Origin of the sequence: uncultured Maricaulis sp., assembly GCF_905480005.1 — a bacterium.
Lineage (GTDB): Bacteria > Pseudomonadota > Alphaproteobacteria > Caulobacterales > Maricaulaceae > Maricaulis.
In genome coordinates this window covers 1-23,661 of the sequence record NZ_CAJQOO010000133.1, presented here as the reverse complement: position 1 = coordinate 23,661, position 23,661 = coordinate 1, and the positions used below count along the sequence as shown (strand labels likewise).

Genomic DNA, 23,661 nt, shown 5'->3' with positions numbered 1-23,661 from the left:
GTAGAGCATGACCGTCGCGATCGCACCGGGGCCGGCCAGCATCGGGATGGCCATCGGGAAGACCGAGATGTCCTCCCAGGTCTCGGGATGGGCATCATTCTCGTCCATGATCGCATCGGCCCGGCCTTCGCGGCGCTCGGTGCGCTTCTCGAAGATCATTTCCAGCGCCATCAGGAACAAGAGCACGCCGCCGGCGATGCGGAAGGCGTCGAGGCTGATATGCATCGCATTGAGCAGCCAGCCGCCGCCCAGCGCAAAGCCGAGCAGGACGCCGGTCGCGATCACGACAGACTTGATGGCCATGGCCCGCTTGTGCGCATTCGGCGCGCCATTGGTCAGCGACGCAAAGATCGGCGCGACACCGGGTGGGTCGATGGCCACAAAGAATGTGACGAGGGCGGAGGTGAAAAGCTCAAGCATGGCGATATTCCTGTTTCAGTCGCCCGCATAACCGGGACTGGCCGGGACGTCACGAAAAATCTGACGCATGGAAAAGCAGGTTCGGTATGCAAAAACGAAGGCCGGGACGATCACCGCTCACCGCCCGGTCTGGCGTCGCGGCCACCCTCCACCAGCTCCCAACTCTCCGGCCAGCGCGGCTCGGGCTCGGGATGGCCGGCCTCACGCGCCCGGCGTATGCGTTCGGCATCCTCGCGGATCTGCAGGTCAAGCTCGATCTCCTCGACCGACATTCCGGCCGCCTTGTACCAAGCGACCTCAGCATCACGCGCGGCGACCTCATTTTCCGCTGTCAGCCGCAATTGTTCGCGCGCCAGCGCGACATCGGCGCGGGCCTGGCCGATGAACTCCCTGGCCAGGCCGAGCAGCTTCTGCGCCACCACGTCATCTCCGGAATTGAGCGCCACCGCGGCCGCGCCGAGGCATCGGCGCCCGGTCGTCGCACCGTCACGGAGGCCCGCGTCGGGCGCCTCCCCGGCCGGTCGGAGGCGCGGATGCGCCAAGCCGGAATTCCGACGGTGTTGGCAGGGGAGGCGACGTGACATGGCAGGTCCTTTCATGGATGGAACAGGTGGATGACAAGCCCCACCGCGCCATGGCGTGAAGGCCTGGCGGTTTGGGCAGTAGAGGGGTGCGAGGTGCCGTTCCGGAGCCTTGCTATGTGAGTGTGTATGGGTGGCGCCGGGGGCACCTCGCACACGGAGATTTACTCGGTCCCCTTGCGGGTCCCGTCTCGAAACCGGCTGGGAGAGGCAGTCGAGCTTTGTGCTGCCGTCCAACCGATGGCCACGCCGGGTCAGGTGATGGTCAACTCCACCCAACCGGACGAGCTCCGTCCTCCCCACACCCCCGGATAACCAGTCCGGGCCTCAGGTGACGTGGGAACGGGGTGAGTATGCGGTGGGGTCAAAGGGGTGGGGATAAGGTTTGTGAAAAAACACGCTTTCCCTCTCCTAAGGGAGAGGGTCAGGGTGAGGGGTAAATCCCGGTGGTCGCAGGAAATTCCCCCCTCATCCGCGCTACACGCACCTTCTCCCCAGGGAGAAGGAAGGGGGTCACAGCGGGGATAACCTGCCTCTCCCCGACCGGGGAGAGGTCCCGAAGCGCGTCAGCGCGCAGCGTTCCGGCCTCTGCCGCCCACTCCTCAACCCCAGCCCCCCAACCCACCGTCATCCCACGGTCGCGGCAAAGCCGGGATCCGGGGGACCTCAGCCAATCCGTCGACGGGGAAGCACAGGTCCCCCGGATGCCCGCTTCGCGGTCACCGTGGGATGACGGAGAGATTGGGGTGAGCATCACTTTTCAGCGCCCCAGATCGAGCTCCGGGTTTGGCGGTACGGCCCACAGCGCGTCCCACAAGTCCAACCAGTGCGGGTTGCGAGCCTCGATCAGATTGACCTTCCACTGGCGCGGCCATTTCTTGATCCGCTTCTCGCGGTGAATGGCCTCTACGATCACGCCATGCGGCTCCCACCAGACCAGGCTGGTGCACCGGTACCGCCGGGTGAATTTCGAGGCAGTCCCGTCCTTGTGCTGTCGGATACGCCAAAGAAGGTGGGCGGTGACACCGGTATAGATCACCCCGTCAAAACGGTTCGCCATCATGTAAACGGCAATCGTGCCTTCCCGGTCCTTCATGCTATTTATAATTGCATATTCGGCAAACGCTCTCAACTAACCGTCATTCCACGGTCGCGGCAAGGCCGCGATCCGGGGGACCTCAGCCAATCCGTCGACGGGGAAGCGCAGGTCCCCCGGATGCCCGCTTCGCGGTCACCGTGGGATGACGGTGGTGTCGTTTCGGGTGAGCGCGCCCATCGGCGCGCACCGGACCGTCATTCCATTGCCGGGCGAACGCCGTAGCCCCAGGTCAAGGGCGCCAAAGGCGCCGCGCCGCGGTTCCACCCTTGAGCTGGAAACCCGGATGCGGCTGGATGGCTGGTATGGGGTTTATGGGGGGCGTTTCTACCGGGCCCGCAATTTGTTGGCGCGGCCTCGGTCGGGCGGATTGTACTTGGCGCGTTGCGCTTTAGTCGCCTAACCTATCGCTATGACTGACTGGGCAGCCAGGTTCGAGACCTTGCTTCGCGAGCAATTGATCCCTGACTTTTGTCGGATTGAGAAGCGCAATTGTGTGCCGGAAGGCTTCAGGGAAGCGTCACTCAAGCTCGGGCAGCACGACGCGCGCTATTTCCTGCAGGCGTGGGATGCGGGCTTGGTTGTGCGTAAATCGCCCGGCGCTTGCACAGCCCCGGGCAGTCACGTGACCGAGCAGTTGTTCTGGGAGGGTCAGAAAATCTATTCGCCTCGCCCCTACACGCTTTGGCTTGAGCCAATCATCACCTTTGGTGGTCTATCACGATTGCATCATGACCATCGCTGGCCGGTTGAGCAAATTGGTACCCAGTCTATCGACTGGGCTTTTGATCTGGTGGCAAAACTGCCCGACGACACCGACGAATTCATCGCGGGCGAAGTCAAGAAAAGTCGGCGAGAAATTGACGTGATGATGGAAGCCATGATGGCTTATGGCGCCGATCCGGCGGCCGCAGAGCCTCCCAGCGCAGACAAGACGCGAAATGCATTCAAGAAGCTCGCTGGTCTGAAGGCTCGCCGGGCCGCTGTTTTTTGGGCACTTGGACCGGAAGGCTACAGTCTTGTTTTCCAAGTGCGTTATGTCGATGACGGGCGAGTTGAGTTTGAACGAATCGGCCAGGATGGATTGGACTATCCAGTGTGAACAGGTCATGCCAATCCCGATCCCCATCTCTTTGTCATCCCGGACGCAGGTCATTCGCCCGGGATGACACCGGAAGTTCGAGCAACAAAAAAGCCCCGGCATCCCCGCCAGGGCTTTTTCTTTGACGCGGAACCAGGCGTTTAGTCCTCGAACATGTCCCCATACCGGTGACGCGGGCGCTTTTCCCAGTCGCGGCGGTGGTAGACGTCTGACGCAATAACCGGCGCCACGGTAGACGCCTCGGCGAACACCATCTGTTCCAGGGCGACGTCGACCTTGCCCCAGGAGCAGGCTTCCTTGAGCGTGGAGGAGGAGCAGGCGCCGTCGCGGACGTCGGCGACGGTGATCTGGACGGCATAGGCGTGCATGGGGACTTCGACGCCGAGGATTTCGGCGCAGACGACTGTGTCCTGGGCGAAGTTCTTCGGCACACCGCCACCGACCATGAAGAGGCCCGTCTTGCCGGCCTTGATCTTGATGTCGGTGAGTTCGCGGAAGTCGGCGACGCTGTCGATCGAGAGATAGGGCTGTTTGGCCTTCATTCGCTCGACCTGGTGCTTGACGAGACCAAAACCGGCAGAACAGTCCGAAAAGGCCGGGCAGAAGATCGGCACGCCCTGCTCATAGCATTCCTGGACGAGCGAGCCTTGCTTCTTGGCATTGCCATCGGCCAGCCATTTGCCCATCGCCTTGATATAGGAGCGCGAGGAGCGGGGGCCGGGTTCCAGAAGGTCGGCGATTTCGAGTGTGGCGGCGTCGCAGGCCTGCAGCTCTTCCTCGTCGATATAGGTGTCGTAGATGCGGTCGATATACAGGTCGCGCAATTCGCGGTCGTCCGGGATCTCGCGGGCCTGGTAATGCTTGAAGCCGAGCGCTTCGAAGAAGTCCATGTCGACAATGGAGGCACCGGTCGAGACGATGGCATCGACCATGTTGTTGCGCACCATGTCTCGCCACACATGCATGCAGCCACCGGCAGAGGTCGAACCGGCGAGGGTCAGGATGACCGAGCAGTCCGGATCGGCGACCGCCTGCTGCAGGATGCGCGCCGCGCGGGCGGCATCACGCGAGGTGAAGGACATCTTCTCCCAGGCGTCGATCATGGGGCGGCCGTCAAAGGCGGTGATGTCGATATGCTCGACCGGATGGGCCAGAAGCTCGGCCTTGCGGTTGGATGTATCGCTCATGTCTGTCTCCTCAAGCTCGCCGTTTCAGGCGCGGACGGCGCCGGCGGGCGCGGGCGAAACTGATGACCTTGGCGTCGTCATCTTCAGCCAGGTCGGACTGGGCCTCGAACATGGATGGCCAGGGCTTGTCCTCAACCACGACCCATTCGACGGCCCCGAAGCCGTTGAAGTCGGTGGCCAGGGCCGTGCCATAGGCGCCGAGCATGCCGATCTCGATGACATCGCTTTCGCGGATATCGGCCGGCAGTTCGAACGGTCCGGGAATGGCATCAAGGCTGTCACAGGTCGGACCGAAGAAGCGGAAAGACGCGGTCTGCTCGCCGGCCTCGTCGCGCGGCCCGCTGGTCCGGGGGCGATGCAGCCGGACCGGGAAGGGCCATTTGGCGTGCGCCGCGTCGAACAGGCGGCCATAGGCCCCGTCATTGAGATAGAGGGCATCGCCCTTGCGCAGCTCGACCCGGGCCAGGACCGACTCGGCCTCGGCCACCAGGACCCGGCCGGGTTCGCACCACAGATCGGCATTCTCGAGCACCATCATCTCCTCGAAGGCGTCCTCGATGGCCGCGATGTAGTCGTCCATGGGCGGCGGGGTCATGCCCGGATAGATGGAGGGGAAGCCGCCGCCGACATCGACAATGTCGACCGTGACACCGGCCTGAACGATCAGGCGCGAGGCTTCCAGCATGGCCGAGCGATAGGCCGAGGGCTGCATGCATTGCGACCCGACATGGAAGCTCACACCCAGCTCGAACGCATGGGCGCGGGCCTTTCGGATCAGCTCGGCGGCCTCATAGGCGGGCACGCCGAACTTGCCGGCGAGCGAGAACATCGCCCCGTCATTGGACACGGCCAGACGCACGATCAGCGTGACATCATCCGCGTGATTGGTTTCCTCGAGGATCTTGCTCAGCTCGGCTTCGCAATCGAGCGCAAATATCCGCACGCCGAATTCATAATAGGCACGGCGGATGGCCTCGCGGCTCTTGACCGGATGCAGGAAGGCCATGCGACTGCCGGGGCAGTGCTCGGCGACAAGCTGGATTTCCGGGATCGAGGCGACGTCGTAGAAACGTGTGCCCGCCTTGTGCAGCGCCTGGAGGATCCAGGGCGCCGGGTTGGCTTTGACAGCGTAGAGGACTTCGCCCGGGAAGTTATCCTGGAACCAGCGTCCTGCTTCGGCAACGCGGTCCGGACGTACACAGACGACCGGATTTTCTACGTGCCGCGAACGGACCAGGTCCAGGGGAGTATGGTACGTGTGCAATTCACGTGACCCCCTGCTCGTTGTTAACCCAATCCGGCATCGTCACCTCCGCCGGGAAAAGCGCGATTAAAGTCAATTTTCGGGCCTGTAAAGCAGGAAATTTGCGGCGAGCGAATTTTGGCGCCGAACGGTCGTCACCCGTGTCCGGGCAGCCCGTCAGAATGCGACGTAGAGACCCGGACCATAGGCCCGGTAAATCCAGCCCGCCAGGAAGCCCAGGGCCAGCCAGGGGCCGAAGGGGAAAGCCTGAGTCGAGTCCAGCGTCTTGCCCCGGATCATCGCGCGCGTCAGCATGAAAGCCAGGGCGGTTACCGAGCCGATCAGGATGATCAGGGGCAGCAACCAGCCTCCGCACCAGGCACCGGCAGCGGCCATCAATTTGGCATCGCCGCGCCCCAGCCCGTCCCGGCCCCGCAATTGCCGATAGCCGATTTCTATCGCGACGAAGCTGCCATAACCCAGGGCCGCACCGACGAGTGATGCCCAGGGTGTGCCGAGAACAAGGACGTTGAGGAGGACACCGGCGACGATCAATGGCAGGGTCAGGATGTCGGGGAGGCGCATGCTGCGCGCGTCGATCCAGGCGAGGCCCGCGAGACAGGCGATCAACCCGGTTGTTGCCAGCTGAATGTGAATCATTCCCGTCCTGTCACAAAAGTGTAATACGCATGAGCCACAAGATCGGGGCTCAACAAGGGATAGACACAATGACAGACGCCGCGCTGGCGCTCCACGCTGAAAATGTCCGGATGACATTCGGTGAGACGAAGGCGCTCGACGATGTGAGCCTGGATGTCAAACCAGGTGAAATGGTCGCGCTGATCGGTCCGTCCGGATCCGGCAAGTCCACCCTCCTGCGCGTCGCCGCAGCCCTGCAGGTTGCCGACGCGACCAGCGGGCCGGTTTCGGTGATGGGCCGGACCATGCAGCAGAATGGCAAGCTGTCCAACGGGGTTCAGCGCAACCGGATCAAGCTCGGCTTCATCTTCCAGCAGTTCAATCTGGTCGGTCGCCTGTCCCTGTTCCAGAACGTGCTGGTCGGCGCGCTCGGTCGCATGCCGACCTGGCGCGGCGTGTTGGGCCTCTTCCCCAATGAGGTCAAGCAGACGGCCATGGACGCACTGACCCGCGTCGGTGTCGAGAGTTTCGCGGCGCGCCGGGCCTCCAATCTGTCCGGCGGCCAGCAGCAGCGCGGTGCGATTGCCCGGGCCCTGGTCCAGGGTGCCGAAGTCCTGCTGGCCGATGAACCGATTGCCTCGCTCGATCCGGTTTCGGCCCGCAAGGTGATGGAGACGCTGCGTGAGCTCAATCTGGACGACAAGCTGACCGTGGTGGTGACCCTGCACCAGGTTGATTATGCCCAGCGCTTCTGTGACCGCATCGTGGCGCTCAACAAGGGCCGTATCGTCTATGACGGACCGGCCAGCGAGCTGAAGCGAGACAAGTTGATCGAGATTTACGGCCCCGAATTCGAAACCGCCTTCGAAGGGGGAGACGCGTGATGAGACCCGTCCTGACCCAACCTATTCGCAGCCTTGCGAAGGTCTGCCTCCTGCTCGCCGCCCTGACCCTGACCGCCTGTTCCGGCTCGGCGGACCAGCCGCGTTCCTCGACCGGTGCTGCCAGCAATGCCGCGGCGCCGGGCGAAGAGCGTCGCGTGCTGAATTTCGGCATCATCGCCACCGAGTCCTCCTCGACCCAGGAGGTCAATTGGCGGCCCTTTATCGATGCCATGTCCGAATGGACCGGCTATGACATCCAGCCTTACTACGCCTCTGACTATGCCGGCGTGATCCAGGCCATGCGCTATGACAGCGTGCAGTTCGCCTGGTTCTCCAACTTCTCCGGCCTGCAGGCCGTGCGCCGTGCCGGGGGTGAAGTCTTCGCCAAGGCGACCTATCCGGACGGATCGGAAGGCTATCACTCGGTCCTTCTCGTCCCGAATGACAGCCCGATCCGGACGGTTGACGATATCCTGACCTGTGACCAGAGCCTCGATTTCGGCATGGGCGACCCCAATTCGACCTCGGGTTATCTGGTGCCGTCGGCCTTCATTTTTGCGCCGCGCGGGATCGATCCGAACGAGTGCTACAACTCGGTCCGCAATGCCAATCACGAGGCCAATGCGGTCGCGGTGGCCAATGACCTGATCGATGTCGGCACCAACAATACCACCAACATGATCCTGCTCGAGCGCTCGCGCCCGGACATGCATGCGCGCCTGCGCGAAATCTGGCGCTCCCCGATGATCGGCACGGACCCGATTGTCTGGCGCGCCGATCTCGATGTCGAAGCCAAGCAGCGCCTGCAATACTTCTTCATGAATTACGGCCGTATGGGCACTGCCGAGGAAGTCGCCGAGGCGCGGGCCATCCTGGACCCGCTCTATTTCGGCACCTTCCTGCCGGCCTCCAACGCGCATCTCGACCCGATCGTGCAGCTGGAGATCGTTCGCGATCTCACCAATGTCCGCAATGATCCGGACCTGACCGATGAGGAACGCAGCACGCGGATCGCCGAGCTGGAGACGCGCCTGGCCGAGGTGGAAGCCGGCAATACCGGTCTGACCAGCCAGGGCAATTCCTTCGAACAGATCACCAATGAGGCGGCCGATCAGCCCCAGCCTGAAGCCGAGGGTCCGAACTGGATCATGGGCGGCGTGCTGCTGATCGTTGCGGTGGGCGGCATGGTCGTCCTGCTGTGGGCCTCTGCGCCGCGCGGCCCGGGGCCAAAAGTGCCGCTGATGGAACGTGTCGCCAATTCGGTGATCGCGGCGGGCACGATTGTCGTCCTGGTCTGGAGCTTTGATTCCGCGGATATGGACCGGGCCTATCTCCTGGTCGAGAATGCCGGCGACATGGGCGAGTTCATCGGCGGCTTCCTGCCCGATGACATCGCAGACAGCGCGTCCCGGGCGAGCTATTGGCAAGCCCTGTCACACGGGTTGGAAGAAGCCATCCCGCAAATGGTGGTGACCGTGCAGATCGCCATCTGGGGCACGTTCATTGCCGTGGTCTCGGCCATTCCATTCGGTCTGCTCAGTGCCCGCAATGTGGCGCCGGGCTGGGTTGTCCAGCCGGTCAGGCGGATGATGGATGTATGCCGTTCGATCAATGAGCTGATCATCGCGCTGGTCTTCATTGCGGCCGTGGGCCTGGGGCCGCTGGCGGGTGTGATGGCCCTGGCCTTTCATACGACCGGGGTGCTCGCCAAACTCTTCTCCGAGGCGGTCGAGTCGATCGACCATGGCCCGGTCGAGGGCGTGCGGGCGACCGGCGCGCGACCCATCCATGAAGTGATCTGGGCAGTTATCCCGCAGGTCGCGCCGCTGTGGACCTCGTTCGGCCTTTACCGGTTCGAGTCGAATGCCCGCTCGGCGACCGTGCTCGGCCTGATTGGCGCGGGCGGTATCGGACAGATCCTGTTCGAAGCGGTCCGGGCCTTCGACTACCAGCGCACGGCTGCGATCGTCCTGGTCATCGTCATCGCGGTCAGCCTGATCGACATGATGTCTCAATTGCTGCGCAAGCGACTGACCTGACTTTACGGGGATAATCGAAGAAAGCCCGGAGCGCTCGCGTTCCGGGCTTTTTTTGTGCCTGCGAAGAATTGCAACAAACGTGTCATCTCCCTGTTGTAAATCCGTCATCGAGTCGAAGTACGAATTTTCGCGAAACATCGAAACCGTAGCAAAAGCTTCATTCAACCGACGCCTCTTTGACACATTCTGCCTATACCGCAGCAGATCAGAGTGGCGTCCCGACGAGATCAGGAACGTCATCGTGACCCGACATCTTCTTGCGAGCACCGTCTTGGCTGCCAGCACTGCCCTTATCACCGCGGCCACCGCCTCTGCCCAGGAATCGGGCGGCTGGGACTTCGATGGGGTCCCGTCCTGGTCCAATCCGGACAGCGGCGACAGCTTCACCTTCCGCGGCCGGGTTTTTCTGGATTATGGCGATGTCGAGTTCAGCTCGAATGGCGTCACCACGGATTATGACGACAGCGAAATCCGGACGGCGCGGCTGGGCGTGACCGGCAGTTTTCGGGGCGTCCGCTACGTCGCCGAGTTCGACTGGATCAATGAAGCCATTGGCGCCAATGACGTCTATCTGACCTTCGATGCCGATGCCTTTGACCTGAAGCTCGGCCACATGAAGACGACCAATTCGCTCGAGGAGCAGACCTCCTCGCGTTATATCACCTTCATGGAACGCGGCCTTGGCACCGACCTGTTCGGGCTCGATCGTCGCGTTGGTGTCACGCTGGCGCGTGGTGGCGATAATTATTCGCTCAGCGCCGGCGTCTATGGCGGTCGTCCGGGCGATTTGTCCCAGTCTCTGGAGCTTGATGACAGCTCGGCCATTTCGGCCCGCGCGACCCGGACCTTCGCCGTCAATGACGCGACCGTCCATCTCGGTGCCTCGGTCCGCCACATGGATTATGGCGATGCCGGCACCCGCATCCGTGTTCGCCCGCAAACCCATATTACCGACCGGATCGTCACCGCTGATTTCCGCCCGGGCCGCCCGCTTGGTGAGGCCGACACATCCTTCTTCTGGGGCCTTGAGTTTGCCGCCGTGAACGGCGCTTTCCATGTCGAAGCCGAGTGGATGAACCAGACCCTCGATGGTCCGGCCGGCGACCCCGACTTCAATGCGCAATATGTCAATCTCGGCTGGTTCCTGACCGGCGAGACGCGGAGCTACTCCGCCAGCTCCGGCAAATTCGGTCGCACGCGTCCGGCAACGACCTTGTCGGAAGGCGGGCTCGGGGCCTGGGAAGTCGCGGTTCGCTTCGACCGGGCCGATCTGGACAGCGTCGCGGCTGGCGAGCTGACCAATCTCACCTTCGGCGTGAACTGGTATCTGGAAGACCATGTTCGCGTCATGGCCAATCTCGTTGATGGTACGCTGTCCGTTCCCGGGGCCGCTGACACCGACGTGTCGGGCGCACAACTCCGACTGCAATGGGATTTCTGATGAAACGCGGGTCAGGCCTGACGGCGCCCGCATCGTTTAGTGGCAAGGAATTGAAGACATGAAACTCCACGCTCAACTCGCCGCCGCCCTCGCGGTTGTGGCTATCGCCGGAGGCGCCGAGGCGCAGCAGCGCGACCAGATCCGTATCGTCGGCTCCTCGACGGTCTTCCCGTTCTCGACGGCAGTTGCCGAAAGCTTCGGCGCCAAGACCAGCTTCTCGACCCCGGTGGTTGAGTCGACCGGTTCGGGTGGCGGGCTGCGCCTGTTCTGCTCGGGCGTCGGCACCGAGCATCCCGACATCGTCAATGCCTCGCGCCGCATGCGCGGTTCGGAATATGAGCGTTGCCGGGAAAATGGTGTGCGCGAGATCACCGAAGTCCGGATCGGTTTCGACGGTATCGTTCTCGGCGCTGCGGACCGCGGTGCCGCTGACATCGACATGACGCTCGACCAGGTCTGGCTCGCCCTCGCGGCTGAAGTCCCGGCTGATGACAGCTGCTCCAGCTTCATTCCCAACCCGAATGAGCGTTGGTCCGATATCGATCCGTCGCTGCCGCGTCAGCGGATCGAGGTTTTCGGACCGCCGCCGACCTCCGGTACGCGCGACGCCTTTGTCGAGCTGGCCCTGCAGGACGGCGCACGCCACATCGCCTGCATGGACGAGCTGCGTGACACGGATCGTGATCGCTTCGAGCAGATCGCCAGCCGTATCCGTGAGGATGGTGCCTGGATCGATGCCGGCGAGAACGACAATGCCATCGTCCAGACCCTGGTGAACACGCCGACCGCCTTCGGTGTCTTCGGCTTCTCCTTCCTGGATCAGAATTCCGACCGTATCTCCGCCGTGAATATCGACGGTGTTGCTCCGGAATTCGAGAATATCGCTGATGGCAGCTACCCGGTTTCGCGCTCGCTCTTCTTCTATGTGAAGAACCAGCACGCAGCGATCATCCCGGGCCTGGTGGAATATATCGAAGAGTTCACCTCCGATGATTCCTGGGGCGAGTTCGGCTATCTCACCGACCGCGGCCTGATCCCGCTGCCGGATGCCGACCGCGCCGCCATGCGTGAGGCCTCCGTCAACCTGTCCGCGATGACGCAGTCACCGGAATAAGGTCTGTCAGCTTTCAGACGCGACTGAATGCGGGGATGGCCATCAGGCCGTCCCCGCTTTTCTTTGTGTGCGCAGGAGCCGAAAAATCGATGGTTAGTAAAGCGTCTTGCGCTTGCGCAGGCGGCGCCAGAAGCGGCGGCGTTCCGGCTTGGGATGCGGTTTGAGATTTTCCACAAAATCGACGGCGCACTGATGCCAGGAATGCTTCTCGGCGTGGGCGCGCGGCGCGGCGCGATCAATCTCGAGGCAATCAAGGCAGGCCTGTCGAAGGTCGTCATTGATGAAGCCGCCGCCCGAGCCCGGAATGATGTCTTTCGGTCCGTGTGCGGGGAAGGCGGCGACCGGTGTGCCACAGCCCATGGCTTCCAGATTGACCAGGCCGAATGTGTCGGTCCAGCTGGGGAAGACGAAGACATCGGCATCGGCGAACCAGCGCGCCAATTCGTCACCGAATTTCGAGCCCGGGAAGACCGCGTCCGGATATTTCTCCTGCAATTCCGCCTTCTGGGGCCCGTCGCCGACGACGACCTTGGTGCCCGGCAGGTCGAGCTTCAGGAAGGTCTCGATATTCTTCTCGACCGCAATCCGTCCGACATTGACGAAAATGGGCCGCTCCAGCCCCGCATAAACGTCCTCGCCACCGACAAGGCGCTTGTTCGGGTTGAACATCTCGATATCGACGCCGCGCGCCCAGGCCGTGAGATTCTTGAAGCCGCGTTCGGCGAGGTCATCACGCATGGACGGGGTCGTCACCATCATCCGGCCCGAGGCATTATGGAACCATCGCATGAAAGCATAGCCGGCCGCGGTCGGGATGAGCGGGATGCGGGCGTGGACATATTCAGGGAATTTCGTGTGGTAGCTCGTCGTGAAGGGGAGTTTCCACTTCACGCAGATGCGCCGCGCCGCCATGCCCAGCGGGCCTTCCGTGGCGATGTGGATGGCTTCCGGTTCGAATTCCTTGAAGCGGCGCGCGATATCGCCGCGGGCGCCGAGCGCCAGCTTGATTTCCGGATAGGTCGGCAGCGGGAACGTCTTGTAACCCAGTCCGGGATGGATGACTTCAACCTGATGCCCCATGGCGCGGCATTCCGCGACCGTGCGCGACAGGGTCCGCACGACGCCATTGACCTGCGGCTCCCAGGCGTCGGTCACCAGCATGATGCGTTGCGGCCGCTCTTCGCCCTGATCGGTGCCGGTATCGGCGTCCATATCGGCGTCCATATCGGCGTCCGTATCGGCGTCGGTCTCGGGGGCGTCGGACGGAGTCTCGGTTGCGTCGGTCATGGCATCCTGTATCGGGTCGGGCGCACACGGCGCCGGCAGTGGAAGTCTCGGACCTGCGCGTGTAGCCGAGCAGGCTCATAATGTCAGCCTCCAGCATACTGGCGATTGGCCCGGCTTGAAGCAGCAAAAGCGGTTGGCTCCGCTGGCTGCAAAAAAGCAGTGCCGCTTCGCTGGGAGACTTGCGCGCCGGGACCCGGTTGCCGGGCAAGAAATTTGTGATCAGGGCGGGCTTGCATCGGCGCTTTTGCAATGATTGGGTCGAAGTCGAAGGGCGTTCCCTGTTTGGTCCAAGCAAGGGGTGTGAACGCCAGCTCAAGACAACGGAAGACTTTGCTTGCGCGCACCAAAACACCAAGACATTGTCCGCGCTGTTCATTTGCCGAATAGGGAGTTTCTGCGATGAATGTCCAGGCCCGTGACATGATGCGATGGGATGATCTCGATTCGGCGAAGTTTGCCGATGAGACGGCGGCGGTCCGCGAATTGGCGGGAGCGACCGGTCTTGATGATGCGGCGCAGGCGCGTGTCCGCGAGGCGGCGATCGCGCTGGTGACAGCCGCCCGCGAGACCACCAAGGCGCGTGGGCTCATGGACAGTTTCCTGCAGGAATTTTCCCTCTCCAATCGCGAAGGCCTGGCGCTGATGTGTCTGGCCGAGGCGCTGCTGCGCGTCCCGGACGCCCAGACGGCCGACAAACTCATCGCGGAAAAGATTTCCGATGGCGCCTGGTCCGAGCATATGGGGCGGTCCGAGAGCTGGCTGGTCAATGCCTCGACGCTCGGCCTGATGCTGACCGGCAGTATCATTGATGTGGAACCGGAGGCCCGCAAAAGCCCCGGCACCTATCTGCGCAAGCTGACCCAGAAAATGGGCGAGCCGGTGATCCGGGCTGCGGTCTTCCGCGCCATGGGGATCATGGGTGAGGAATTCGTTCTCGGCCGCACGATCAAGGAAGGCCTCAAGCGCGCGAAAAAGGGCGAGGGCGAGCTGTGTTCCTTCGACATGCTGGGCGAGGGGGCTCGCACGGCCAAGGACGCTGCGCGCTATCACACGCGCTATCTCGAGGCGATCGACGCCGTCGGCAAGGCCCGCAAGGATGGTGCCGTCGAGCTCGTGCATGGGGTTTCGGCCAAGCTGTCTGCCCTGCACCCGAAATACCTCGCGGTGAAGGAAAAGCGGATCCTTGAAGAGCTCTACCCGCTGGTCCTCGAGCAGGCCAGGGCGGCCAAGGCTCATAATATCAGCTATTGCCTCGACGCCGAGGAATCCGACCGCCTCGTATTGTCGCTGAAACTCCTCGACAAGCTGGCCCGCGCCCCGGAACTGGCGGGCTGGAACGGTCTGGGCCTCGCCGTGCAGGCCTATCAGAAGCGCGCCCGGCATGTCCTCGAGCGACTGGTCGAGCTGGGCCGGGCGACGGACCGGCGTTTCATGGTCCGGCTGGTCAAGGGCGCCTATTGGGACAGCGAGATCAAGTTCGCGCACCAGAATGGCTGGCCGGATTTCCCGGTCTGGACGACCAAGCCGGCGACCGACCTGAACTTCCTCGTTTGCGCCCGCACCATGCTGGGTGCGCCGGACGCCATCTACGGACAGTTCGCCACACATAATGCGCACTCGCTGGCCGCGGTCCGGGAACTTGCCCGGCAGGCGGGCGTCGAGCGCTATGAATTCCAGCGTCTGCACGGCATGGGCGAAGCCCTCTATGCGGCCGATGCCGCGCTCAATCCGGACACGCCGGTCCGGGTTTATGCACCGGTCGGCAGCCATGAAGACCTGCTGCCCTATCTCGTGCGACGCCTTCTGGAGAACGGGGCCAATACCTCGTTCGTGCACTCCTTCCTCGATCCGGAGATTCCGGTGGAGCAGGTTGCCAGTGGTCCATTTGAGGCGGCGGAGACGATTGACCGTCACCCGAAGATCGCCCTGCCCAGAGACCTCTATGGCGAAGAGCGTGACAATTCGGTCGGGCTGGACCTGGCCCAGGCCGCTGCCCGTGAACGCCTGGCGCGATCCTTCGAGGCCTTCAATCGTGAAGACCAGCTCATGGCGACGCCCCTGATCGCCGGTCACGAAGTCGATGGCGCAGCGCACCAGGTCATGTCGCCGGTCGACATGTCGCGTCAGGTCGGCGCGGTGGTGGATGCCTCGGTTGATGATGTGAACACGTCCTTCGACAGCGCGGTTGCCGCCCAGCCGGGCTGGGATGCTCGCGGGGGCAAGGCACGCGGTGCCGTCCTGCGCGCCATGGCAGACGCCATGGAAGCGGACATGGACCGCTTGCTGGCGATCATGGCGATCGAGGCCGGCAAGACCCTGGCCGACGGGATTGCGGAAGTGCGCGAAGCTGTCGACTTCTGTCGCTATTATGCTGCCCAGGCCGAGCGCGAGTTCGATGGCGCCGTGCGCCTGCCGGGTCCGGCGGGCGAGACCAATCATCTCGGCATGAAGGGGCGGGGCGTCTTCGTCACCATCAGCCCGTGGAATTTCCCGCTGGCCATCTTCGCCGGACAGATTGCCGCCGCCCTGGCGGCCGGCAATACCGTTCTGGCCAAGCCGGCCGAGCAGACCCCGTTGATCGCCTTCGAGGCGGTGAAGATGTTCCACAAGGCCGGTCTGCCGACGGATGTGCTTCATCTCCTGCCGGGGCGTGGCGAGATTGTCGGCGCGGCCCTGACCACGGATCCGCGGACCGCCGGCGTGGCCTTTACCGGCTCGACCGAAGTTGCCCGCCTGATCAACCGCTCACTGGCGGCCCGCGAAACCGCGATCGCGCCCCTGATCGCAGAGACCGGCGGTCTCAACGGCATGTTCGTGGACACGACGGCACTCAAGGAACAGGTCATTGATGACGCCCTCCAGTCGGCCTTCGGGTCGGCCGGTCAGCGCTGTTCGGCCTTGCGGGTGATATTCCTGCCGGAAGACACGGCGGACGAGATCATCGAGGGCCTGGCCGGTGGCATGGACGAGCTCCAGGTTGGCGACCCGTCCGATCCGGCGACCGATGTCGGACCGGTCATCGACAATGAGGCGCGCGAGATCCTGTTGCGCCATGTCGAGCGCATGGAAGCCGGCGCCCGGGTGATCAAGCAGATCGATGTCGGCGATAAATTCGACAGCGGATTCTTCTTCGGACCCACCCTGGTGGAGCTGCCCTCGCTCGACCTGCTCGAGCGGGAAGTGTTCGGGCCGATTCTTCACGTTGTGCGTTACAAGCGGAAGGAATTGTCAGCGATTGCGTCCGAGCTGGCGGCCAAGGGATATGGTCTCACCCTGGGTGTTCATTCGCGGCTGTCATCTTTCCACAGGCAAATTCAGTCGCTGGTTCCGGCGGGCAATATCTACGTCAACCGGAACATGGTCGGAGCCGTTGTCGGGGTCCAGCCATTCGGCGGGGAGGGCTTGTCTGGCACGGGTCCCAAGGCTGGCGGCCCGCACTATCTGCACCGCTTCGCCGGGGAGCGGACGGTGTCGGTCAATATCGCAGCCCAGGGCGGCGACCCGGAATTGCTGAACCTCGACTAGAGGCAGGGTTAACGGCTGTTAATCCTTGATTGACGCGGAGATGCGCCCCGTTAACGATGTGTGACGGGGTGCATTTCTTATTAGCGGTCTGTTAACCAAAAAATCCGCTCAAGGATCATTCTCCCCGTTGACCAGCGCCCCGGCTTTGAGCCACTATATGTTGGGTCGGCTGGCGACAGCGACACACTATACAGAGTTTCAGAAGACCTTTTGGGTTTGTTCGGTGCGCCGCATTGGGGCTGGCGCAACAGGATATTTTTGCCTCGGGCTTGGGGAGTAGACTAACCATGACGCCATTGGATACAGCCGCGAACACGACACTGGAATCGGCCCAGCAAACGGTTTCGACGACCCGTCGCGGCAAACCCAAAACGGCCAAGGGCGATGCCACGCACCTGCGCGTGGTCGAGAGCGTCAAGATCGACCGGTCGCGCGATGCGCTGCTGACCGAATTCGGCAAGAAGACGCTGGAAGATCGCTATCTCCTGCCGGGTGAAAGCTATCAGGACATGTTCGCCCGCGTGGCGACCGCCTATGCCGACAATACCGAGCACGCCCAGCGTCTTTATGATTATATCTCCCGCCTGTGGTTCATGCCGGCCACGCCGGTCCTGTCCAATGGTGGCGCGGATCGCGGCCTGCCGATTTCCTGCTTCCTGAATTCGGTCGGCGACAGCCTCGACGATATCGTCGGCACCTGGACCGAAAATGTCTGGCTCGCCTCCAATGGCGGCGGTATCGGCACCTATTGGGGCGATGTCCGTTCCATCGGCGAGAAGATCGGCGAGATCGGGCAGACCTCGGGCATCATTCCCTTCATCCGTGTGATGGACAGCCTGACCCTGGCGATTTCCCAGGGTTCGCTGCGCCGTGGTTCGGCGGCCGTCTATCTCGACATCCATCACCCGGAGATCGAGGAATTCCTCGAAATCCGCAAACCGTCCGGCGACTTCAACCGCAAGTCCCTCAACCTGCATCACGGCCTCAATATCTCTGACGCCTTCATGGAAGCCGTTCGCGATGATGCCGAGTTCGAGCTGAAATCGCCGAAGTCGGGCGATGTGGTCAAAACGGTCAATGCCCGCAAGCTGTGGCAGAAAATCATCGAGCTGCGCCTGCAGACCGGCGAGCCCTACATCATCTATTCCGACACCGTGAACCGTGCCCTGCCGGCCCACCAGCGCAAGCTGGGTCTCAAGGTCCGCCAGTCCAATCTGTGCGCCGAGATCATGCTGCCGACCGGGTTCGACCAGAACGGCCAGGAGCGCACCGCGGTCTGCTGCCTGTCTTCGCTCAATGCAGCGAAATACATGGATTGGAAGGACGATCCCGATTTCATCGAGGACATCTACCGCTTCCTCGACAATGTGCTGCAGGACTTCATCGACCGCGCGCCGGCAGAGATGGACCGCGCCGTCTATTCGGCCATCCAGGAACGATCTGTCGGTCTCGGCCTGATGGGCATGCACACCCTGTTGCAACAGATGAATGCGCCGTTCGAGAGCGCCATGGCCAAGTCGTGGAACCTCAAGCTGTTCAAGCACATCCGCACCGCTGCCGACGCGGCCTCGGTGAAGCTGGCCGAAGAGCGCGGCGCCTGCCCGGATGCCGAAGCCTCCGGCGTGAAGGCCCGCTTCTCGCACAAGCTGGCGATTGCACCGACGGCCTCGATTTCAATCATCTGTGGCGGCGTGTCTGCCGGCATCGAGCCGATCCCGGCCAATGTCTATACCCACAAGACGCTGTCCGGTTCGACCACGGTCAAGAATCCGCAACTGGAAGCCGTCCTGGACGCCAAGGGCCTCAATACGCCGGGCATGTGGGCGTCAATCCTGGAAGCCGAAGGCTCCGTCCAGCATCTCGATTGTCTCGACGAGCACGAGAAGGCGACTTTCCGCACCGCCTTCGAAATCGACCAGCGCTGGGTGATCGAGCACGCCGCCGATCGCACGCCCTATGTGTGCCAGTCGCAGTCGCTCAACATCTTCCTGCCGGGCGATGTCAATAAATGGGATCTCCACATGCTGCATTGGTCGGCCTGGGAGAAGGGCGTGAAGTCGCTCTATTATTGCCGGTCCAAATCGATCCAGCGGGCGGCTTATGCCGGTTCCGAGAAAAAGTCGGATGCCGAGGCCTCGATGGCAGAGGCCGCGCCGACCGATTACGAGGAATGCCTCGCCTGCCAATAGGCGGCATCAGGACAAAGCCGACCAGTCCGAGGGGGAGCGGTCGGCAGAAAAGGGGCGCGGCAAGGCGCCCCTTTTTGTTTGAGCCTGCCTGTTCGGGCCTGCTTGGTCGGGCCAGCGTGTTCAGGCCAGCGTGTTTGGACCTGACCGGAACCCGCAATTTCGCCCTGCAGCCAGTCTTTGGTCTGGACCCGGTCAGCGCGCGCCGTTAACCTTTTCGCGTCTGGGGTGAATCAGTGTGCGTGAACGCCTCTTGTTTGCTCTGTATCACGCAAGGGAGACGCGTGATGAGTTTGGGACGTGCCGCAGAAGTCATGACCGCCGGGGTGATTGCGCTCGGCGGTGTCTCATGGGTGCTGGTTCAGCCGGGTGAGGCGGAATCGGCCTGGATATCGTCATCTCACATGATCCGGGAACCGATGACGCAGGGCGGCGATGTGCGCCCCCTGTCACCGGAGGCTGCCCGGGTCGCGCTGTCGGCCCTTGCCCTTGAGGATGATCCGTTCAGCGGCAATCCGCTCGTCGGCCTGACTCCCACCGGCGGCAGCCGGATCGATCTTGGCGATGCCGGGGTGATTGAAGTGGCCTTGCTTGAGGATGACCGTCCGGACCGTGTCCAGCAAATGTTTGCGGCGCGCGCCGATGGCTATTCTCCGGTCGTGCTCGAGCGGGGCGAGCGTGACGCGACAATTGCCGTCGCCTATGAGCGTGCCTTTGAGACTGCCGGGGCCGGGCAGGAGCTGGATGTCAGCTTCACCCCGCGCGCGGCTGTCAGTGTCGGACCGGACGGGTCGGCCGCCGGTGCCGGTGCCGAGGTCCGGGTCGGTCAGTATCTCGACAATCGCCTGACCGAGAGCCCGGCCTGGTATGTGTTCGCCGGGGCGGATCGCCGGACCCTGCTCTATGACCCCGGCTCCGGGGTCGATTTCCAGAACGCCATGTATCTGACCCAGCGCGAAGTGGTCGGGGATGCCCAGGCCGGCATTGCCATGCGCATGGGCGATGCCGATCTCTCCCTGGCCTGGGTCCGCCGCGAATACCGCCATGTTGCGGGAGTCCGCACATTCGACGAGGCCGAGGAATTCGGTGCTGTCACGGTGAATTTGCGCTGGTAGGCATTGGCCCGGCGCCCGGCCGGCTGGCGTAATCGAATTCGACAGAAATCGTGATGTCGCCAAGTCTGCCCATCGCTTCAAGAATCGGGCAGTTTCCACAGTCGCGATCAGCCAAGCCTGATCAATCTGTAGACGTTTTGGAAACCACGAACACAATATGTTGTGTTTGTCGCATTGATTCGGGCGCGCGCCACATGGGCTGCCAGCGCCAAGCAGGAGAGCTGAAACCATGACCACCGCCACCGAGAACCTGCCGGGCCTCCTGACGACGTCTCATTCCTACAAACCCTTCCGCTATCCCTGGGCCTATGACTTCTGGAAGAAGCAGCAGCAGGTTCACTGGATGCCGGAAGAAGTCCCGCTCGGCGAGGACTGCAAGGATTGGGCGACCAAGCTCAATGATGGCGAACGCAATCTGCTGACCCAGATCTTCCGCTTCTTCACCCAGTCCGATGTCGAGGTGAATGACAATTACATGGAGCGCTACAGCCGTGTCTTCCGCCCGACCGAGGTGAAGATGATGCTGGCCTCCTTCTCCAACATGGAGACGATCCACATTGCCGCCTACGCGCTCCTGCTGGAGACGATCGGCATGCCGGACAGCGAATTCTCGGCCTTCATGGAATACCAGGCCATGGCCGACAAGCACGACTACATGCAGCGTTTCGGCGTCGAGGACGAAGCCGACATCCTGCGCACCGTGGCGATGTTCGGGGCCTTCACCGAAGGCCTGCAACTGTTCGCCTCCTTTGCGATGCTGATGAATTTCCCGCGTTTCAACAAGATGAAGGGGATGGGCCAGATCGTGACCTGGTCGATCCGTGACGAAAGCCTGCACTGTGAGGGCATGATCAAGCTCTTCCACGCCTTCGCCGAGGAGACCGGGGCCCTGACCCAGGAGGTCAAGGACGACATCACCGAGTGCTGCCGCACCGTGGTCGGTCTGGAAGACAAATTCATCGATCTGGCCTTCGAGGCCGGTGACGTTGAAGGCATGACGCCGGACGATATCAAGCGCTATATCCGCTACATCGCCGACTGGCGCCTCGGCCAGCTCGGCCTGCCCAAGATCTATGGCGTCAAGGAACACCCGCTGCCGTGGCTCGCGGAAATCCTCAACGGCGTCGAGCACGCCAACTTCTTCGAGGCGAGAGCCACCGAATACTCCAAGGGCGCCACCAAGGGCGACTGGCACGGCGATGAAGGCGTGTGGGGCATGTTCGACAAGATGAAGACGGAAACGGCGGAAGAGCCTGCGGAGTAATTCGTCGCTCGCCGGATACTATCAGAGAGCCCTCGGCAGATGCCGGGGGCTTTTTTTCTATTGGGGCGCCCACGCGCCTACCCATCCATAAACCTCTTGTCAGCCAGCGGGCCGTATCCGGATCTTCAGGTCAAGGGCGGCGCAGCCGCCGCTTCGCGGTTTCACCCTTGAGCTGAAGATCCGGATACGGCGAACTCCCGGCAAGTGGTTGATGGCGGGACATGCGCTGCGTGCGCCTCTACCTCCACCATTTACCCGTCATCCCCCGGTGGCTGCGAAGCAGGCATCCGGGGGACCTTTGCTATCCCGTCAGATCGATGGTTGAGGTCCCCCGGATCGCGGCGATGCCGCGACCGTGGGATGACGGTAATTGGGTGGTAGCGGGGCTGGCCCAGCCCTCCGCTATTCCGCCTCCAGCCGGTCCATGATCGGGCAGTCGGGGCGGTCATTGCCCTGGCAGGCGCCCACCAGATGGGCGAGTTCGTCGCGCAGGGCGGCGAGCTGGCGTTGCTTGGCCTCGATCGCCCTGGAAACCACTATCCTGGCCCGCCAGATGGCCCTTGCCACGGCGTTCAAGACGGCCATCGGCATGTCCTTCATCTCGATGATTGCCATGGAGGCGGTGAGCGCGCCCTCTTTCCCGCTCGCTCCTCCCCACCCAATCCGTCCAATACCTTCCCGATTTGTCATTTGATTTCATTGGCCTCCTCCATTTACGTAGGCTCCTACGTATTCAGGGGTTCGCATGACCGACGATTTTGTTGACCAGCTCGGAACGGCTGTCCTGCCGCACCATGTGCGGCGGTTGATGGATGCGCTGTTGGCGGATGTGGGGGCGGTGTCGGTGAAGTTCGGCCTGTCCATTTCGCATCGCTGCTGCTCCACACTGCTCTTGCTGGACGCGGAGGGACCGATCGGCGTGATGCGGGTCGCCGAGCGGCTTGGCCTGTCCCATCCGGTCATCATCGATTTTGCCAAAACCCTCAAAAATCTGGGCCTGATCGAGGAGCAGGTCTCCCGGGCAGACCGGCGCGTCCGCCTCCTCGCCTTGACCGAAGCGGGGCGGTTGGAAGCGGCGCGCGTGCGCCGTCTCCACGCCGCGCTCAGCCGCGCCCATGACGATCTGTGTGCGGAGGCGGGGGTCGACCTCGTCGCCATCAGCCAGACCCTGCAGGCCTCGCTGCGTCAGCGCAGCCTGCTCGATCGCCTCGACCTTGCCGAAAAGGATAGACCCGATGAACTGGACTAGTTTTGCTGTCGCCGCCTCCCTGACCCTTGTGTCCACGACCGCCTGCGCTCAAACGCCGACCGCCCCGGCCTGGCAGGAGGGCGTGCTTGAAGCGGCCGCCGATTTGCTCGAGCCGAATTATATCTATGAGGACCGGGCGCAGGCGCTGGCGGCTTTCCTGCGTGAAGACCCGGACCGCTATGCCCATATCGCCGACCGCGACGCCTTTGCCCGTGCGGTCACCGCCGACTTCCACGCGATGGTCCAGGATGCCCATCTGCGCGTCCTCCATGATCCGGAAGTGGTGGCCGAGACCCCGAGCGAGCAGCCACGCCGTCGTTCCGCCTGCGCGAGCGGCGCGGTCGAGCATGAAATCCTGGCCGACAATACCGGCTATATGAGCGTCCCCAGCTTCCGGGGGGATGACAGCTATGTGGCGGGCATCGACGCCGCTTTTGCTGCCCTGGCCGGAGCAGACGCCCTCATCCTTGACCTGCGCAATAATTGCGGCGGCGGGCCCCACATCGTCCGTCACCTCTCGACCTATCTGTTCGCCGACCTCACCCATCTCACCAATACCGAGATGCGCGGACAGCCCGTCCGCGAGCGCTGGACCTATGAGGACGTGCCCGGCGAGCGCTATCTGGACCGCCCGGTCCTGGTGCTCACCAATGGGCAGACTTTCTCGGCGGCCGAGAGTTTTACATTCGGCCTGAAGGTCACCGATCGCGTTCTCACCGTGGGTGAACGCACGGGCGGTGGCGGGCATTTCGGCGGTATTGAGCGTTTGTCGCCCGACTTCACGCTGTTTGTCCCGGTTGGTCGGACCTTTGACCCGCGCACAGGAGATGGCTGGGAAGCCGAGGGCATCGAGCCGGACCTTCCGGCCGACAGCGCAGACGCCCTTGATGCGGCCCTGACCTGGCTGGCAGAACGCTGACCCGTCAGGGCGCCCCGGTGGCTCAGCCGGCGCTGGTCTCATCGTGACCGGCGCGCCACTGGCGCGGGGTTTGGCCGGTTACGTTCTTGAAGGCGGTATAGAAGGTCGAGCGACTATTGAAGCCGACATCGAGCGCGATGGTCAGGACGGTCGCCTTGCCGGCGAGAATGTGGGGCAGGGATGCCTCGATCCGGCACCGGTTGACGTAATCGAAGAAAGTGGTGTCCAGCGTCTGGTTGAGCACTTGTGACACCAGATTGGCGGGCACCGCGATCGCCTTGGCCAGCTTTGGCAGGGACAGGTTGGCGTCGAGATAAAGCGCATCCCCGGCCATCGCTGCCTCGATCCGCGCGGCGATGCGGTCGGCGTG

Annotated in this window: 20 protein-coding genes and 1 pseudogene; 12 read left to right on the top strand and 9 right to left on the bottom strand. The window is 62.9% G+C overall.

The features are described 5' to 3' along the window. The 3 genes from QZ266_RS12315 to QZ266_RS12305 form a co-directional block, all read right to left on the bottom strand. On the bottom strand, positions 1-420 hold a 420-nt coding region (locus QZ266_RS12315), incomplete at its 3' end, for a MarC family protein (protein WP_295695593.1). Between the two features lie 110 nt (positions 421-530). Beyond that, entirely contained in the window at positions 531-839 is a 309-nt protein-coding gene (locus tag QZ266_RS12310) for a hypothetical protein (protein WP_295695591.1), read from the bottom strand. A 922-nt stretch (positions 840-1,761) separates the two neighbouring features. Further along, entirely contained in the window at positions 1,762-2,097 is a 336-nt protein-coding gene (locus tag QZ266_RS12305; protein WP_295695590.1) for a GIY-YIG nuclease family protein, read from the bottom strand. 412 nt (positions 2,098-2,509) lie between these two features. On the opposite strand from QZ266_RS12305, the gene QZ266_RS12300 reads away from it, so the two are divergent. Next, positions 2,510-3,199 carry a hypothetical protein gene (locus QZ266_RS12300; protein WP_295695588.1) on the top strand — a complete coding sequence of 230 codons (690 nt, stop codon included), beginning with the start codon at positions 2,510-2,512 and terminating at the stop codon, positions 3,197-3,199. A 140-nt stretch (positions 3,200-3,339) separates the two neighbouring features. Here the strand turns inward: QZ266_RS12300 and QZ266_RS12295 are convergent, their stop codons facing one another. The 3 genes from QZ266_RS12295 to QZ266_RS12285 form a co-directional block, all read right to left on the bottom strand. Next, entirely contained in the window at positions 3,340-4,386 is a 1,047-nt protein-coding gene (locus QZ266_RS12295) for a deoxyhypusine synthase (RefSeq protein WP_295695586.1), read from the bottom strand. A gap of 10 nt (positions 4,387-4,396) precedes the next feature. Next, positions 4,397-5,650, bottom strand: a complete 1,254-nt coding sequence (locus QZ266_RS12290) for a type III PLP-dependent enzyme (protein WP_295695585.1) — start codon at positions 5,648-5,650, stop codon at positions 4,397-4,399. A 156-nt stretch (positions 5,651-5,806) separates the two neighbouring features. After that, positions 5,807-6,289 (bottom strand): A24 family peptidase, encoded by a 483-nt coding sequence (locus tag QZ266_RS12285; RefSeq protein ID WP_295695583.1) that lies wholly within the window; start codon positions 6,287-6,289, stop codon positions 5,807-5,809. A 68-nt stretch (positions 6,290-6,357) separates the two neighbouring features. Between QZ266_RS12285 and phnC the strand changes: the two genes are divergently transcribed. The 4 genes from phnC (at position 6,358) to QZ266_RS12265 (ending at position 11,746) form a co-directional block, all read left to right on the top strand. Beyond that, a complete protein-coding gene (phnC, locus tag QZ266_RS12280) occupies positions 6,358-7,152 on the top strand; it encodes a phosphonate ABC transporter ATP-binding protein (protein WP_295695581.1) in 795 nt (264 codons plus the stop codon). Then, positions 7,152-9,191 (top strand): phosphonate ABC transporter, permease protein PhnE, encoded by a 2,040-nt coding sequence (phnE, locus tag QZ266_RS12275; RefSeq protein WP_295695580.1) that lies wholly within the window; start codon positions 7,152-7,154, stop codon positions 9,189-9,191. Before phnC ends, phnE begins: the two co-directional genes overlap by 1 nt. A gap of 241 nt (positions 9,192-9,432) precedes the next feature. Then, on the top strand, positions 9,433-10,632 hold the full coding sequence (locus QZ266_RS12270; protein ID WP_295695577.1) for a porin: 1,200 nt from the start codon (positions 9,433-9,435) through the stop codon (positions 10,630-10,632). A gap of 58 nt (positions 10,633-10,690) precedes the next feature. After that, a complete protein-coding gene (locus tag QZ266_RS12265; protein WP_295695575.1) occupies positions 10,691-11,746 on the top strand; it encodes a substrate-binding domain-containing protein in 1,056 nt (351 codons plus the stop codon). A 93-nt stretch (positions 11,747-11,839) separates the two neighbouring features. Here the strand turns inward: QZ266_RS12265 and QZ266_RS12260 are convergent, their stop codons facing one another. Beyond that, positions 11,840-12,958: a glycosyltransferase family 1 protein gene (locus QZ266_RS12260; protein ID WP_366523998.1), complete on the bottom strand. Its 1,119-nt coding sequence runs from the start codon at positions 12,956-12,958 to the stop codon at positions 11,840-11,842. Positions 12,959-13,432: 474 nt separating this feature from the next. Between QZ266_RS12260 and putA the strand changes: the two genes are divergently transcribed. From putA to QZ266_RS12240, 4 genes are all read left to right on the top strand, one after another. Beyond that, positions 13,433-16,558, top strand: coding sequence for a bifunctional proline dehydrogenase/L-glutamate gamma-semialdehyde dehydrogenase PutA (putA, locus tag QZ266_RS12255; protein WP_295695572.1), 3,126 nt, complete (start codon positions 13,433-13,435; stop codon positions 16,556-16,558). Between the two features lie 287 nt (positions 16,559-16,845). Beyond that, positions 16,846-18,747 carry a ribonucleoside-diphosphate reductase subunit alpha gene (locus tag QZ266_RS12250; protein WP_295695570.1) on the top strand — a complete coding sequence of 634 codons (1,902 nt, stop codon included), beginning with the start codon at positions 16,846-16,848 and terminating at the stop codon, positions 18,745-18,747. 284 nt (positions 18,748-19,031) lie between these two features. After that, on the top strand, positions 19,032-19,859 hold the full coding sequence (locus tag QZ266_RS12245; RefSeq protein ID WP_295695569.1) for a lipid A-modifier LpxR family protein: 828 nt from the start codon (positions 19,032-19,034) through the stop codon (positions 19,857-19,859). Positions 19,860-20,088: 229 nt separating this feature from the next. Beyond that, positions 20,089-21,123 carry a ribonucleotide-diphosphate reductase subunit beta gene (locus QZ266_RS12240; RefSeq protein WP_295695567.1) on the top strand — a complete coding sequence of 345 codons (1,035 nt, stop codon included), beginning with the start codon at positions 20,089-20,091 and terminating at the stop codon, positions 21,121-21,123. A gap of 402 nt (positions 21,124-21,525) precedes the next feature. On the opposite strand, the gene QZ266_RS12235 is transcribed toward QZ266_RS12240, so the two are convergent. Continuing rightward, positions 21,526-21,660 carry a hypothetical protein gene (locus QZ266_RS12235; protein WP_295695565.1) on the bottom strand — a complete coding sequence of 45 codons (135 nt, stop codon included), beginning with the start codon at positions 21,658-21,660 and terminating at the stop codon, positions 21,526-21,528. Here QZ266_RS12235 and QZ266_RS15345 point away from each other — a divergent pair. The 3 genes and pseudogenes from QZ266_RS15345 to QZ266_RS12220 all read left to right on the top strand — a co-directional run. Further along, positions 21,635-21,742 (top strand): annotated as a pseudogene (locus QZ266_RS15345) (hypothetical protein); the annotation flags it as partial. The gene QZ266_RS12235 and the pseudogene QZ266_RS15345 sit on opposite strands and share 26 nt — an antisense overlap. A gap of 126 nt (positions 21,743-21,868) precedes the next feature. Further along, positions 21,869-22,372, top strand: a complete 504-nt coding sequence (locus QZ266_RS12225) for a hypothetical protein (protein ID WP_295695561.1) — start codon at positions 21,869-21,871, stop codon at positions 22,370-22,372. Beyond that, positions 22,359-23,291, top strand: a complete 933-nt coding sequence (locus QZ266_RS12220; RefSeq protein WP_295695559.1) for a S41 family peptidase — start codon at positions 22,359-22,361, stop codon at positions 23,289-23,291. Before QZ266_RS12225 ends, QZ266_RS12220 begins: the two co-directional genes overlap by 14 nt. A gap of 22 nt (positions 23,292-23,313) precedes the next feature. On the opposite strand, the gene QZ266_RS12215 is transcribed toward QZ266_RS12220, so the two are convergent. Beyond that, positions 23,314-23,661 (bottom strand): helix-turn-helix transcriptional regulator (locus QZ266_RS12215; protein ID WP_295695558.1); only part of this gene is annotated, 348 nt, incomplete at its 5' end.

Excerpts from the sequence above, each read along its gene's own strand:
- QZ266_RS12305 (WP_295695590.1), bottom strand. The coding sequence starts at position 2,097 with ATGAAGGACCGGGAAGGCACGATTGCCGTTTACATGATGGCGAACCGT.
- QZ266_RS12300 (WP_295695588.1), top strand. The coding sequence starts at position 2,510 with ATGACTGACTGGGCAGCCAGGTTCGAGACCTTGCTTCGCGAGCAATTG.
- QZ266_RS12295 (WP_295695586.1), bottom strand. The coding sequence starts at position 4,386 with ATGAGCGATACATCCAACCGCAAGGCCGAGCTTCTGGCCCATCCGGTC.
- QZ266_RS12285 (WP_295695583.1), bottom strand. The coding sequence starts at position 6,289 with ATGATTCACATTCAGCTGGCAACAACCGGGTTGATCGCCTGTCTCGCG.
- phnC (WP_295695581.1), top strand. The coding sequence starts at position 6,358 with ATGACAGACGCCGCGCTGGCGCTCCACGCTGAAAATGTCCGGATGACA.
- phnE (WP_295695580.1), top strand. The coding sequence starts at position 7,152 with ATGAGACCCGTCCTGACCCAACCTATTCGCAGCCTTGCGAAGGTCTGC.
- QZ266_RS12265 (WP_295695575.1), top strand. The coding sequence starts at position 10,691 with ATGAAACTCCACGCTCAACTCGCCGCCGCCCTCGCGGTTGTGGCTATC.
- QZ266_RS12260 (WP_366523998.1), bottom strand. The coding sequence starts at position 12,958 with ATGGACGCCGATACCGGCACCGATCAGGGCGAAGAGCGGCCGCAACGC.
- putA (WP_295695572.1), top strand. The coding sequence starts at position 13,433 with ATGAATGTCCAGGCCCGTGACATGATGCGATGGGATGATCTCGATTCG.
- QZ266_RS12250 (WP_295695570.1), top strand. The coding sequence starts at position 16,846 with ATGACGCCATTGGATACAGCCGCGAACACGACACTGGAATCGGCCCAG.
- QZ266_RS12245 (WP_295695569.1), top strand. The coding sequence starts at position 19,032 with ATGAGTTTGGGACGTGCCGCAGAAGTCATGACCGCCGGGGTGATTGCG.
- QZ266_RS12240 (WP_295695567.1), top strand. The coding sequence starts at position 20,089 with ATGACCACCGCCACCGAGAACCTGCCGGGCCTCCTGACGACGTCTCAT.
- QZ266_RS12225 (WP_295695561.1), top strand. The coding sequence starts at position 21,869 with ATGACCGACGATTTTGTTGACCAGCTCGGAACGGCTGTCCTGCCGCAC.
- QZ266_RS12220 (WP_295695559.1), top strand. The coding sequence starts at position 22,359 with ATGAACTGGACTAGTTTTGCTGTCGCCGCCTCCCTGACCCTTGTGTCC.